Raw genomic sequence first — 13,802 nt, forward strand, 5'->3', positions numbered from 1 at the left:
AACCTCTTTTAAACCATTGATTTTACTTACTTAAAGACGTTTTTAAACTCGAATAAAATTTTTATCTATTATTTATATATGAGAAAAAAGAGAAATTCAAATTAGAAATTCCCTTTTTATCTGCTGATATCAAAATTTATTTTGATGCAACCCATGATTATGCAGTTTTTTTATATTCTTCTAATGCTTTAGATAATTGATCTGGACAAGATGTACCTTTACCTTTACAATCAATTCCTTTTAATTTATCAATGGCTTCATCGATGTTCATGCCTTTTAATAGAACTGATAGACCCATAAGGTTACCAGCGCATCCTCTAACAAATTCAACATTTCTAATAATATTATTCTCTACATCTAAATGTATCTCTGTAGAACAAACCCCATTAGTCTTATAAACAAACATTTTATATCCCTCCTAAATATTGTACAAGTAGTATTATATATCTATATTAAGTAGAAATGAAGAGAAAATGTGGAAATTTGAAATAAAAGATAAAAAGTTGTCCCGTTTAACTAAATAAATCATATATTGTAAATGTACATAGTATTTATAGAAATTATTATAAAATATCTTAATTTATATTTAATTTCTAGAAAGGAAGGTGCTATATGAACTCTTTAATTGTATGTAATACAGGTAGTGATTCTATAAGTAAAGTATCTATAGATAAGGATTTTGGTAAAGAAGAATTAGTAACTGAAGAAATATTTTTAAGAAAGATAGACAAGCCTTTAGGACCTAGTAGCGTTTACTTAAATGACAATATAGCGTATACTGCAAATAGTTATAGTAATTCAATATCTTTAATAAATATGAATACATTTAAAGAGGAGAATAGTATTTACGTAGGAGCTCATCCAAATGACTTAGCTATTGAAAAAAACTATTTATATATTGCATGTTCTGAATCAAATTCAGTTGTTATTTATGATATAAAAGAAAAAAGGATAGCACTAGATATAGCAGTTAATAATTGGCCTCATAATATAGAGTTATGTAGAAGTCTTAATTTATTATTTGTATCAAATTTTCAAAGTAATAACGTGTCTATTATAGATGTGACTACAAATAAGGTTATAAAGGAGTTAAGTACATTAGAATATCCAACAAGAGTTAAAGTATCTAATGATAAAAAATTATTATATGTATGCGAAAGCTATATGGGTGACGATAAAGATGGATATATAGAGGTATTTAATATAAAGACATTTGAGTCTTTATATAGAATAAAGGTTGGGAAATCACCTGTAGATATTTTAGAAGATGAGGAAAATATATATATTTGTAATTTTGGTGATGGAACTCTTACTATAATAGAAAAAAGCAATTATGATAAATGGAGAAAAATGAGCTTAGGTGGTATGCCTAAATCAATAATTAAATTTGGTAAAATAGCTTTTGTATCAGATTATTTAAATGGAAGAGTTATATGTATTAACTTAAATGAAAATAAAATAAAAGTCATAACAGTAGGGAAGGAACCTAATGCTATGACTTTGTATTAATTATCATCACTAAATAAAGAGTTCATTATTTTAGTATAAATATCAGAAGGGTCACTTTTCCATCTGTTGCATAAGGATAATGCTTGTTTTTTAGAAGGAACAGATACCTTTAAAGAAATTAAAAGATTTTCATTTTCTAATGCTTGTAAATCGACTATAAAAGCATTATCTTTACCTAATGTATAATCACTATGAATAGTTAACTCCTTTTTTATAGAGTCAATCATGGAAAGAAGATAGTCATCGATTATCTTCTTTTTCATAGTAGAAATTCTATCAGAAAAGAAAGAAAGAACATTTGATCCCTTTTCAGTTATATAAATCAAGTTTTTATCATTTACAATGTCATATCTTAAAAATTCTGATGAAACAAGCTCACTAATATATTGTTGAAGAGTGAAATAATTTATAAAGTTATTTTCTAATATAATTTCAGTAAGTTGAGTATTAGTAATGGGAGACTTTAAAGATTCCATTACATATAAAACTAATAATTTGTTTTCTGCTAATTCTGCCGAGTTTTCGTACATATTAAACCTCCATTTTAGAAAGTATAAATTAATTATATCATAAATTTTACTAAGTTGTTATTATAGTCATTAATAATATTTTTTAGAATATAAATAAATGATAGCAATTTAAGGAGTTTTTTGTGAAAAGGAGATATAGAGTAGTAGTAAGTTTATTATTATTATCATGCTCAATGGTTTTGTCTATTTTATTTAAAGAGGACTTTAAGGAGGTGTCTTTAGAAGCATCTAATGATAAGCCCATTTATAGAGTTAATAAAGATGAAAAGGTTATAGCATTAACTTTTGATATAAATTGGGCTGAAAAAGATGAAATTTATAACATATTAGAGGTACTAGATAAATATAATGTAAAGGCAACCTTTTTTATAATGGGAGGTTGGGTAAATTATAGTGAAGAAAATAGAGAGAAGCTTGTGAAGATAAAGGAGGGAGGTCATGAGATAGGAAACCATAGTTATATTCATCCTATGTTTACCAAGATAGATGAAACTAGGATGAAAGAAGAACTAGATAAAACAGATAAAATTATAGAAGAAACTATAGGAGTTAAACCTAATTTATTTAGATTTCCAAGTGGGGATTATAGTAAAAAATCTTTGGATTTTGTAAGTAGTCAAGGATATAAATGTATTCAATGGGATGTAGACTCAGTTGACTGGAAACAAGTTAGTGCGGATGAAGAGTATAATAGAGTTATGAAAAGAGTAACTTCAGGATCTATTTTACTTTTTCATAATAATGCAAAATATACACCAGGAAATCTAGATAGAATGATAAAAAAACTAAGTGAAGATGGATATAGCTTTGCTAAAGTAGGGCAAATGATATATGAAGATAATTATTATATTGATGATAAAGGTGAGCAAATAAAAAAATAAATTAAAAAATATTGAAAAATGATGATATAATGTATTATAATGGAAATATATCCAGTGGGGTTAAAAAGTATAACTAATTAAATTTATTACTAAGGGAGAGAGGGGTTAGAGATGGACAACTTGATGTTAAATAACAAGATTTATTTAGAGGGAAAAGTAATATCAGAACTAGAATTTAGCCATGAAATGTATGGGGAAGGGTTTTATACATTTTCAATGGAGGTAATGAGACTTAGTGATTCAGTTGACATTTTAAACATAACAGTATCAGAAAGATTAATAGCTAATATGGATTTATCAATTGATAAGGAAATAATAGTAGACGGACAATTAAGATCATATAATAAGTTTGTTGATGGATCAAATAAACTTATTTTAACTGTATTTGCTAGAAATATAGAACCTTGTATTGAAAGAAGTAAAAATCCAAATGAAATTTTCTTAGATGGATATATATGTAAGGAACCTGTTTATAGAACAACTCCATTTGGAAGAGAGATAGCTGATGTATTATTAGCTGTAAATAGGGCATATAATAAATCGGATTATATTCCTACAATTGCTTGGGGAAGAAATTCAAGATTTTGTCAAACTCTAGAAGTTGGAGACAATATTAGAGTTTGGGGAAGACTACAAAGTAGAGAATATCAAAAGAAAGTTAATGATACTGATGTAATTAAAAAAATTGCTTATGAAGTATCAGTATCAAAAATGGAAAAAGTTCAAAATGATCATTTAGAATCAGAACATGAAGGTAATGAGCAAGAAGTTATGTAATATAAAATAAAGGTGAAAAGCTTTGCTTTTCACCTTTTATTATGTAGGAGCTATTTTCTAAGATCATCCAAAAGTTTTGTCTTATCTCTTGTCTGATCATCAACTATTTTAATTATTTTAGCTGGGCTACCAGCAACTACAACACCAGAAGGTACATCTTTAACTACTACCGATCCAGCTGCAACAACAGAACCATTACCTATTTTTACGCCTTCTAATATAACAGAATTAGCACCTATTAAAACATCATCTCCAATCTCACAAGGAGATTTGCTTGGAGGTTCTAAAACTCCTGCAACTACGGCGCCAGCTCCTAGATGTACTCTTTTACCTAATTTTCCTCTAGCACCAACTACTGCATTCATATCTACCATAGTGAATTCTCCTATTTCAGCTCCTATATTAATTACAGCGCCCATCATAATAACAGCATTTTTATCGATTTTCACCTTATCTCTTATTATTGCACCAGGTTCTATTCTTGCATCAATATTTAAAAGGTTTAGCATAGGAATAGCTGAGTTTCTTCTATCATTTTCAAATCTATAATGATTTATAAGGTGTTTATTTTCTTTTATAAATTCATTAATTATATTAGATTCTCCAAAAAGTATATAAAAGTTATTATTACCATACCATTCTAGATCTTTTAAATCGGCATTACCTAAATCTCCGTTAATATATGCTTTCACTGGTGTTGTTTTTTGTGTATCCTTTATGAATTTTGCAATTTCATAAGGATCTATTAACTCATTATAGTTCATATTATACCCTCCTATACTATAAGGTTAGAATGAAGAAATTATATCAATATATTTAATGTATATCAATAGGAAAGAAGTAAAAATATGTTAAAATATATTTAGTTTACAATATAGTTGTACATAATGTACAATTTAAAAAAGGAGTTGATAGTATGAAATTAAATAAAGGACTAGTCCAAGTTTATACAGGAAATGGTAAAGGGAAAACTACTGCAGCCATAGGTCAAGGTATGAGAGCTTATGGAAATGGGTTAAGGATATATATGCTTCAATTTTTAAAAGGAGGCCCAACTGGTGAGCTAAAAACAATTGATGAACTTGGTGATAACTTTAAATTATTTAGATTTGAAAAACCAAGAGACTTTGTTTGGAATTTAAACGAGGTCGAGAAAGAAGAATTGAAGCTTGAAATAAGAGAAGGCTATAAATTTATTTTGAATACAATAAAAGAAAATAAATGTGATGTTTTAATAATAGATGAAATAATGGGAGTTTTATATAATAAGTTCCTAACAGTAGATGAGGTTGTATATATTATTGATAATAAACCTAAAACTATGGAACTTATACTTACAGGAAGAGATATACCAGAAGAAATTTTGAAAAAGAGTGATTTAGTTACAGAAATGAAGTGTATTAAACATTATTTTGAAGATGGTGTTGAAGCAAGAAAAGGAATTGAATATTAGTTATAAATTGTGAATATAAAGGCTACGATAACGAGATATATTTCATAAGTTAAATAGCTACGCAGGCGTTGAATACTTAGTGAAGTTGAACGGAGTTACAACTGATCTTAGTATGAAAGCACATCTACTGAAGCTTGTCTGAAGTAGATGTTCCTATAAATAATTAGGGAAAATTACTATGCTAAAAGTTTTGGTTAACTCGCTGCTCTCAAACAATTAAGCAATACTAAGACCTAGTAGTTCTTCCAACGCCATATAACAATTATTAATCATCAATTAGAAAATGGGGACTGTTAAAATGAATGAAAATTTGAATAATGTTAAAATATCAGGCATAAGAAGATTTTTCAATAAAGTAAAAAAAGTAGATGGAGCAATTTCATTAACTTTAGGTCAACCAGATTTTAAAACACCAAAGGAAATAAAAGAGGGTATGATAAAAGCTATTGAAGAAGATAAAACGGTTTATACCGATAATTTTGGGCTTTTAGAATTAAGAAAAGAAATTTCTACTTATTTAAATAGAAAAGGTATTAATTATTCAGTGGAAGAAATATGTGTTACAGTTGGAGGAAGTGAAGCTTTATATTCATCTATTTCTTCATTAATAAATAGAAATGATAAGGTGCTTATTCCTAATCCAAGTTATCCAGCTTATGAAAATATAGTTAATATTTTAGGGGGCGAATTTATTAGCTATAATTTAAATGATGATTTCTCCATAAATTTTAACGAGTTAAATGAGTTATTAAAAAAGGAAGATATAAAGTATCTAGTATTATCATATCCATGTAATCCTACAGGGGCAGTTCTTAAGAAAAATGAATATTATAAATTAATAGGTTTAATAAAAAGATACAACCTAACTGTTGTTACTGATGAGATATATGAAGCTTTTTGCTATGACAATTATTATAGTGTGGCGATGTGTAATGAAATAAAAGAGAATATCATTTATATAGGAGGATTTTCAAAAATGTTCTCTATAACTGGTGTTAGAATAGGGTTTATTGCTGCAGCTGAGAAATATTTAAAAGAAATAGCAAAAGTTCACCAGTATAATGTATCTTGTACTAATTCAATTGGCCAGTATGGTGTTTTAGAAGGATTAAGGTATGGGTTGCATAATGTAGAAAAAATGAAAGAGGAATTTATAAAGCGGAAAATTTATGTGGAGAATAGATTGACTGATATGGGATTAGAATATTTCTCACCTAGTGGAGCTTTTTATATATTTCCATCTATAAAGCAATTTAATATCAGTTCAGAAGAATTTTGTGAGAATCTATTAAAAGAAGAAAAGGTTGCATGTGTTCCTGGAAGTGATTTTGGTAGTGGTGGAGAAGGATATATTAGAATATCATATTGCTATTCTATTGAAGAATTAGAGATTGCGTTAAACTCTTTGGAGAAGTATATTAATAACTATATATTAAAGAAGGAATTTTTATAGATCTAGAAGTTAGTAAAAGCTGATTAGTATAATTTATAAATATTATATTAATCAGCTTTTAATTTTGAATAAATATTCTTACTTTGTTATATAATAGTTCAATAAAGTGCATAAATTTTGTTTAATAAAGTGCATAAATTTTGTTCATGGTAAACGAACATATTTCAATAAATGTCCGTATGATAAAAAGATTGAATAAATATATTATATTAAAAAAAATATAGATTAATAATAATTAGAAAAATGAAGGATTAATAATTATACTTGCATAAAACAAGAGAAAATGCAAATGTAAGCGTTTACCAATGGTGGGGGGTAATCTTTTGCGAATTTTGAAAAAAACTTTAAGTATTTTGATATATTATTAAAATACTATATGTAAAATTAAAATGTTAATTGACAAATTTCAATAATATAATATAATTATTAATATCTACAAAATGGAATGTGCGTAGAATCATGAATGGGGGTTGAAAACAAATGGTAAAGTATATAGGAAAGAGGCTTTTAACTAGTATAGTTACTGTTTGGGCAGTTGTAACTATAGTATTCTTTCTAGTAAGAATGATGCCGGGTGGTCCATTTGATGGAGAAAAAATAACACCGGATATGAAAGCCCAACTAAACGAAAAATATGGGTTGGACAAACCAGTTGGAGAACAATATACGATTTATATGAAGAATCTTTTAAAAGGTGACTTCGGTAAATCAATGAAGTATAAAGGAAGAGAAGTTTTAACAACAATAAAGAAGAGTTTTCCAAACTCAGCGAAAGTTGGTATGGCATCAATAGCATTCTCAGTTGTAGCTGGAGTTTTACTTGGAATAATAGCTGCTTTAAAAGCGGACAAGTGGCCGGATAGAGTTTGTATGGTACTAGCTACATTAGGGATAACAATACCAAGCTTTGTTATGGGAACATTTTTGATTTATATATTTACAGTTAAGTTGAAATTATTACCGGCAACTGGAATAAGTAAGCCAAGCAATTATATCATGCCAGTTCTAGCCCTTTCAGGAAGTTCTATGGCATTTATAACAAGATTAACAAGAAGTAAATTAATAGAAGTATTAAAGTCAGATTATATAAGAACTGCAAAGGCTAAAGGGTTAAGTGGAAAAACAATTATATTTAAACATGCATTAAGAAATTCATTAATACCTGTTGTTACATATTTAGGACCATTAGTAGCAAGTGTATTAACAGGATCATTTGTAGTTGAAAAAATATTCGCAATACCAGGTCTTGGAAATGAATTCACATTATCTATAACTAATAGAGATTACACATCATTGTTAGGGGTTACAGCATTCTATTGTACTCTAATAGTTATATGTAACTTATTAGTAGATATAGTATATGTATTAATAGATCCAAGAATTAAGTTAGAGGCATAAGAGGGGGTAAAGACATGGAAGATTTAAAAATGAATTTAGATATAGACAAAGAATTATTTACTCCTTTAAGTGAAGAGGAAAAGAATTTTGAACAAATAGTAAGACCAAGCGTTGGATATTGGGCAGATGCTTGGAGAAGATTAAAAAATAATAAAGTGGCATTATTTTCATTAATTATGATTATAATAGTAGTATTATTTGCATTCTTAGGGCCAGTAATAATGCAAAAAGTAATGGGATATACTTATTATGATACAAATTTAAGTGCAACAGATTTAAGACCAAGTGCACAACACTGGTTTGGTACAGATAACCTTGGTAGAGATTTATTTGTAAGAGTTATGTATGGATCTAGATACTCTCTTATAATTGCTATTTCAGCAGCAGCTATAAACTTAGTTATAGGTGTATTATATGGAGGAATAGCAGGTTTCTTCGGTGGTAAAGTAGATAATATAATGATGAGAATAGTAGATGTATTATATTCTATTCCTACACAAATATATGTAATAATCTTAATGGCTACATTTAAAAAGGAAGGATCAACAGGATTAACTACTATTATATTAGCAATGGCAATTTCTTATTGGGTTGGTATGGCAAGAATAGTAAGAGGAGATATCCTTTCATTAAAACAACAAGAATTCGTTCTTGCAGCAAAAGCTCTTGGAGCTTCAAAAACAAGAATTTTATTTAGACACTTAATTCCTAACTGTTTAGGATCTATATTAGTAACATTAACTTTATTCGTACCGCAAGCAATCTTTACAGAAGCATTCTTAAGCTTTATAGGTTTAGGTATAAACGCACCACTTGCATCTTTAGGAACTTTAGCAAATGATGCTAGTGGGTTATTAAGTACTGCTGCATATCAATTATTATTCCCAGCAGGAGCTATTTGTATAATTATTTTAGCATTTAACTTATTTGGTGACGGATTAACAGAAGCTTTAGATCCAAAGAATAAGAGATAGGAGGAATTACAGATGAGTAGATTATTAGAAGTTAAAAATTTAAAAACCTCCTTTAGAACACATATAGGTGATGTACAAGCAGTAAGAGGAGTATCCTTACACTTAGATAAAGGAGAAGCATTAGGAATTGTTGGAGAATCTGGGTGTGGAAAATCAGTAACTATGATGTCTTTAATGAGATTATTAGCTGATAATGCAATTATAGAGTCAGATAACATTATGTTTGATGGCAAAGACATAACGAATCCTACTGAAAAAGAAATGCAAAAAATAAGAGGAAATGAAATGGCAATGATCTTCCAAGATCCTATGACTTCATTAAATCCTTTATTTACAGTAGGACAACAATTAACTGAGCATTTAATAAAACATAAAAATGTTTCAAAAAAAGAAGCAAACGATTTAGCAATAAAGATGCTTGATATGGTAGGAATTCCAAGTCCCGAAAAGAGACTTAAACAATATCCACATGAATTTTCAGGTGGAATGAGACAAAGAGTTATGATAGCTATGAGTCTTATTTGTGAACCTAAGCTTATAATAGCAGATGAACCAACAACTGCTTTAGATGTAACAATTCAAGCACAAATTTTAGATTTAATGAAGGATTTAAAAGAAAAAGTTAATAGTTCAATTATATTAATTACACATGATTTAGGAGTAGTAGCTGACCTTTGTACAAGAATAAATGTTATGTATGGTGGATTAGTAGTAGAAGAAGGATCTGATGAAGATATATTCTATAATGGAAAACATCCATATACATGGGGCCTATTAAATAGTGTTCCTAATCCAAAGAGTGAGATTAAAGAAAAGTTAACACCAATTGAAGGACAACCACCAGATCTTTTAAAACCACCAGTAGGATGTCCATTTGCAGCAAGATGCAAATATACAATGAAGGTTTGTATAGAAAAACAACCGCCGTTATTTGAAATATCAGAAGGACATAGAGCAGCGTGCTGGTTATGTCATGAAAATGCACCAAAGGTTGAGTCACCAATAAGGAGGGAAGAATAATGGAAAAGAAGAATGATGTTATTTTAGAGGTTAAAAACCTTTGTAAATACTTCCCTGTGAATAAAGGAATGTTTGCTAAGAAGAGCTTTGTAAAAGCAGTTGATAATGTTTCTTTTAGTATAAAAAGAGGAGAAACATTAGGATTAGTTGGTGAATCAGGTTGTGGTAAAACTACAACTGGAAGAACTATATTAAAATTATATGAGCCAACTTCTGGACAAATAATTTTTAATGGTGAAGATATAACTAATTTTAGTGAAAAGAAAATGGTTTCTTTAAGAAAGAATATGCAAATGATCTTCCAAGATCCATATGCTTCATTAAATCCAAGAATGACTGTAGGTGATATTATAGGTGAGGCTATAGATATTCATGGATTATATAAAGGCGAAGAAAGAACTAAGAGAATAAGATATCTTTTAGACAGGGTTGGGTTAAATGGAAGCCATATAAATAGATATGCTCATGAATTTTCAGGTGGGCAAAGACAAAGAATAGGTATTGCAAGAGCACTTGCAGTACAACCAGATTTTATAGTATGTGATGAGCCTATATCAGCACTTGATGTATCAATTCAAGCTCAGGTTATTAATATGTTAGAAGAGCTTCAAGAGGAATTTGGTTTAACATATTTATTTATAGCTCATGACTTATCAATGGTTAAGCATCTTTCAACTCACATAGGAGTTATGTATTTAGGAAAAATGGTTGAAAAGGGACCGGCAGATGATGTTTATTTAAAACCTAAACATCCATATACACAAGCATTACTTTCTGCAGTGCCAATTCCAGATCCTAAGGAAGCTAAATCAAATCAAAGAATTGTTTTAGAAGGCGATATTCCATCACCAATAGATCCACCACCAGGATGTAGATTTAAAGGTAGATGCAAATATGCTAAACCAATTTGCGGAGAAGTTGATCCAGAACTTAAGGAAGTTGAACCAGATCACTTTGTAGCATGTCATTTATTCAACGATTAGATATTTATTGCATTAATGCAATTAGTATAAATTTATATATTAAGGGGGACTAACAATGAAGAGCAATAAGCTTCGAAAGATTTGCGCAGTTGCGCTAACACTTACGCTTGGAATGTCTGTTTTCGCAGGTTGTGGAAATAGTGATTCAGCAGATGGCGGAAGAAAATTAATTTATAATTTAGGAGAGGATCCAGAAACAATCGATCCTACGTTAAATACTTCATCAGGAGCAGGATCAATTATTGAAAATGCTTTTGAAGGATTAATGAGACTTGATGAAAATGAAAAAGCTACGCCAGGTGTAGCTGAAAAAATGGATGTATCTGATGATAAGTTAGTTTATACATTTACATTAAGAGAAGATGCTAAATGGTCAGATGGAGAACCAGTTACAGCTAAAGATTTTGAATATTCATGGGTTAGAGCTTTAACTAAGGAAACAGCATCTGAATATGCTTACCAATTATTTTATATAAAAAATGCTGAAAACTTCTATGAAGGAAAAGCTACTAGAGAAGAGTTAGGTATTGAAGTTGTAGATGACCATACATTAAAAGTTACTTTAGAAGCACCTACAGCATACTTTGCAGAACTTACAGCATTTACAACATATTTCCCATTAAGAGAAGATATAGTTTCTGCTAATCCAGAAGGATGGGCAACTGAACCAGAAACTTATATTTCAAATGGACCTTTCAAATTAACTCAATGGGATATGAAAGATCAATTAGTATTCGAAAAAAATGAAAATTACTGGAATGCTAGTGAAATTAAACTTCCAGGAGTAGTATTCAAACTAGTTACTGATCAAAATACTGCATATGCTTCATTAAAATCTGGAGATTTCGATATGGTTGATACAGTTCCACCAGCAGAAATTGAAGGTGGTAAAAATGAAGGCTTAGTTACAATTTATCCAAATCTTGCAACTTATATGATAGTATTAAATGTTGGTAAACAAGATACATTATCAGAAGATGTTAAAAAAGCATTAAGTAATGCAAAGGTTAGAAAAGCATTAAGCCTTGCAATTGATAGAAAAGGTATTGTTGAAAATGTTACTAAAGCAGAACAAGTTCCAGCATACAGCTTTGTTCCAAAGGGAATTTTAAATGAGAATGGTGAAGAATTTGCAACTAAAGAATATTATGATGCAAATGTAGCAAATATAGAAGAAGCTAAGAAATTATTAGCTGAAGCAGGATATCCAAATGGAGAAGGTCTTCCAACATTAGAGTTTATGTATAACACTGAAGGAGACCACAGTTTAATAGCTCAAGCAGTTCAACAAGATTGGGCTAAGATTGGTGTAAAAGTTGAATTGACTAATCAAGAATGGAAAGTATTCTTAAACTCAAGACAACAAGGACAATATCAAATTGCTAGACATGGTTGGTCTGGAGATTATGTTGATCCAATGACATTCTTAGATTTATGGGTAACTGGCGGAGGAAACAACGATGCTGGATATTCAAACCCAGAATATGACAAGATAGTTGCACAAGCTAAGGTAGAAGCTGATCAAACTAAGAGATGGGAATTAATGAGACAAGCAGAAGACATTATCATGGAAGAAATGCCAATTATCCCATTATACTACTACACTAAAGTAAAAGGTGCTAAACCAGAAGTTAAAGGTGTTAGAGTTTCAGCTTTAGGACATGTATTCTTTGATAAAGCATACATCGAAGGTGAAGAATAATCTAAGCAAGAGAGAAGAGTCGAAAGACTCTTCTTTTTAATTGCCTGCTCTATTAAAATGTTGACTTGAAACGCCTTCTCTTTTTATAGATTTATGCTTTGCATTAGGATTATGATTATGTCCTTCTTCAGTTATAGGAGTTTGATAATTACATTTTTCCATTCTAGCTTTTTTATTGTCAGGTTGACTATCTTTTGTCATAATATTACCTCCTTATAATTATTGATATTATAGTTTTACACTATAATAGATTTTTAAACTGGAAAAAGATTCTTAAAGAAAAAGAGATGAAAAGTATTTAAAATTTTCATCTCTTTATATATTGAAAAGTATTTAAAAATCTTATCCTTTATAAATTTAAATTCCTAATACATCGTCCATATTATACAATTTAGCCTCAGTAACACCACTCATAAATTCACATGCTTTTAATGCACCGACTGCAAAAACTTCTCTTGACATTGCCTTATGAGATAATTCGATTATTTCTCCAGAGCCAGCAAATATAATATCATGATCACCAACTATTGATCCGCCTCTAATTGCATGAATTCCAATTTCATTTTTTTCTCTTTTACTTTTCCCGCTTCTTCCATAGACATAATTTGATTCATTTGGAATAGAATCCTTTATTGTATCTGCTAGTAAAAGTGCAGTTCCACTTGGTGAATCTACCTTTTGATTATGATGTTTTTCTATTATTTCAATATCATAATTTTCATATAGTGTAGGAGCTATTTTCTTTAGCAATGAATTTAATAAGTTTATACCTAATGACATGTTAGCTGACCTAAATAAAGGTATAACTTTACTTTTTTCTGAAATAAGTAGTAATTCTTCATCTGTATATCCTGTAGAACATAATATAGCAGGTTTATTTTTCTTTAGTGATAATTTTAAAATATCAGTAAGTGCTTCAGGTCTAGAAAAGTCCAATAAAACATCATAATTTACATCAACTTCATCAATATTAGTATATAACTTAAAATTAGGTTGAGTATTTGGATATTTGTCTATTCCTGCCACTATATCTATATTAGGAAAGTTCTTAGCAGCTTCTATAATTACTTTTCCCATTTTTCCACAAGAACCATTTAATAAAACTTTTATCATAATGAACTC

At 29.2% G+C, this 13,802-nt stretch carries 15 protein-coding genes; 10 read left to right on the plus strand and 5 right to left on the minus strand.

Going from position 1 to position 13,802, the window contains the following annotated elements; genetic code table 11:
• Positions 1 to 157: 157 nt before the first annotated feature.
• Positions 158 to 406, minus strand: a complete 249-nt coding sequence (locus J7M87_RS18955; RefSeq protein ID WP_291653584.1) for a TIGR03905 family TSCPD domain-containing protein — start codon at positions 404 to 406, stop codon at positions 158 to 160.
• Between the two features lie 206 nt (positions 407 to 612).
• Here J7M87_RS18955 and J7M87_RS18960 point away from each other — a divergent pair, with 206 nt between their 5' ends.
• Positions 613 to 1,509, plus strand: a complete 897-nt coding sequence (locus tag J7M87_RS18960) for a YncE family protein (RefSeq protein ID WP_291653586.1) — start codon at positions 613 to 615, stop codon at positions 1,507 to 1,509.
• On the opposite strand, the gene J7M87_RS18965 is transcribed toward J7M87_RS18960, so the two are convergent.
• The gene (locus J7M87_RS18965) at positions 1,506 to 2,039 is read right to left on the minus strand and encodes a DUF4364 family protein (protein WP_291653588.1); all 534 of its coding nucleotides are present in this window, start codon (positions 2,037 to 2,039) and stop codon (positions 1,506 to 1,508) included. The genes J7M87_RS18960 and J7M87_RS18965 overlap by 4 nt on opposite strands.
• Before the next feature lie 173 nt (positions 2,040 to 2,212).
• Between J7M87_RS18965 and J7M87_RS18970 the strand changes: the two genes are divergently transcribed.
• Both J7M87_RS18970 and J7M87_RS18975 read left to right on the plus strand, forming a co-directional pair.
• Positions 2,213 to 2,920, plus strand: a complete 708-nt coding sequence (locus tag J7M87_RS18970) for a polysaccharide deacetylase family protein (RefSeq protein ID WP_291653718.1) — start codon at positions 2,213 to 2,215, stop codon at positions 2,918 to 2,920.
• 111 nt (positions 2,921 to 3,031) lie between these two features.
• Positions 3,032 to 3,697, plus strand: a complete 666-nt coding sequence (locus tag J7M87_RS18975; protein ID WP_291653590.1) for a single-stranded DNA-binding protein — start codon at positions 3,032 to 3,034, stop codon at positions 3,695 to 3,697.
• A gap of 50 nt (positions 3,698 to 3,747) precedes the next feature.
• On the opposite strand, the gene dapD is transcribed toward J7M87_RS18975, so the two are convergent.
• Positions 3,748 to 4,461 carry a 2,3,4,5-tetrahydropyridine-2,6-dicarboxylate N-acetyltransferase gene (gene dapD / locus J7M87_RS18980; protein ID WP_291653592.1) on the minus strand — a complete coding sequence of 238 codons (714 nt, stop codon included), beginning with the start codon at positions 4,459 to 4,461 and terminating at the stop codon, positions 3,748 to 3,750.
• A gap of 152 nt (positions 4,462 to 4,613) precedes the next feature.
• On the opposite strand from dapD, the gene J7M87_RS18985 reads away from it, so the two are divergent.
• The 7 genes from J7M87_RS18985 to J7M87_RS19015 all read left to right on the plus strand — a co-directional run bounded on the left by J7M87_RS18985 (position 4,614) and on the right by J7M87_RS19015 (position 12,680).
• Positions 4,614 to 5,150: a cob(I)yrinic acid a,c-diamide adenosyltransferase gene (locus tag J7M87_RS18985; RefSeq protein WP_291653595.1), complete on the plus strand. Its 537-nt coding sequence runs from the start codon at positions 4,614 to 4,616 to the stop codon at positions 5,148 to 5,150.
• A 298-nt stretch (positions 5,151 to 5,448) separates the two neighbouring features.
• The gene (locus J7M87_RS18990) at positions 5,449 to 6,603 is read left to right on the plus strand and encodes an aminotransferase class I/II-fold pyridoxal phosphate-dependent enzyme (protein ID WP_291653596.1); all 1,155 of its coding nucleotides are present in this window, start codon (positions 5,449 to 5,451) and stop codon (positions 6,601 to 6,603) included.
• 480 nt (positions 6,604 to 7,083) lie between these two features.
• Positions 7,084 to 8,001 (plus strand): ABC transporter permease, encoded by a 918-nt coding sequence (locus J7M87_RS18995; RefSeq protein ID WP_291653597.1) that lies wholly within the window; start codon positions 7,084 to 7,086, stop codon positions 7,999 to 8,001.
• A gap of 14 nt (positions 8,002 to 8,015) precedes the next feature.
• The gene (locus J7M87_RS19000) at positions 8,016 to 8,975 is read left to right on the plus strand and encodes an ABC transporter permease (RefSeq protein WP_291653599.1); all 960 of its coding nucleotides are present in this window, start codon (positions 8,016 to 8,018) and stop codon (positions 8,973 to 8,975) included.
• 12 nt (positions 8,976 to 8,987) lie between these two features.
• Positions 8,988 to 9,995: an ABC transporter ATP-binding protein gene (locus tag J7M87_RS19005; protein ID WP_291653601.1), complete on the plus strand. Its 1,008-nt coding sequence runs from the start codon at positions 8,988 to 8,990 to the stop codon at positions 9,993 to 9,995.
• Complete coding sequence (locus J7M87_RS19010; protein ID WP_291653603.1) at positions 9,995 to 10,978, plus strand: ABC transporter ATP-binding protein; 984 nt, start codon at positions 9,995 to 9,997, stop codon at positions 10,976 to 10,978. The genes J7M87_RS19005 and J7M87_RS19010 overlap by 1 nt, the downstream gene beginning before the upstream one ends.
• Before the next feature lie 55 nt (positions 10,979 to 11,033).
• Positions 11,034 to 12,680: a peptide ABC transporter substrate-binding protein gene (locus tag J7M87_RS19015; protein ID WP_291653604.1), complete on the plus strand. Its 1,647-nt coding sequence runs from the start codon at positions 11,034 to 11,036 to the stop codon at positions 12,678 to 12,680.
• A 36-nt stretch (positions 12,681 to 12,716) separates the two neighbouring features.
• Here the strand turns inward: J7M87_RS19015 and J7M87_RS19020 are convergent, their stop codons facing one another.
• Entirely contained in the window at positions 12,717 to 12,881 is a 165-nt protein-coding gene (locus J7M87_RS19020; RefSeq protein ID WP_291653605.1) for a hypothetical protein, read from the minus strand.
• A 156-nt stretch (positions 12,882 to 13,037) separates the two neighbouring features.
• The gene (dapB, locus tag J7M87_RS19025) at positions 13,038 to 13,793 is read right to left on the minus strand and encodes a 4-hydroxy-tetrahydrodipicolinate reductase (protein WP_291653606.1); all 756 of its coding nucleotides are present in this window, start codon (positions 13,791 to 13,793) and stop codon (positions 13,038 to 13,040) included.
• Between the last annotated feature and the right edge of the window lie 9 nt (positions 13,794 to 13,802).

It is taken from the genome of Clostridium sp., from assembly GCF_017888565.1.
GTDB lineage: Bacteria > Bacillota > Clostridia > Clostridiales > Clostridiaceae > Clostridium.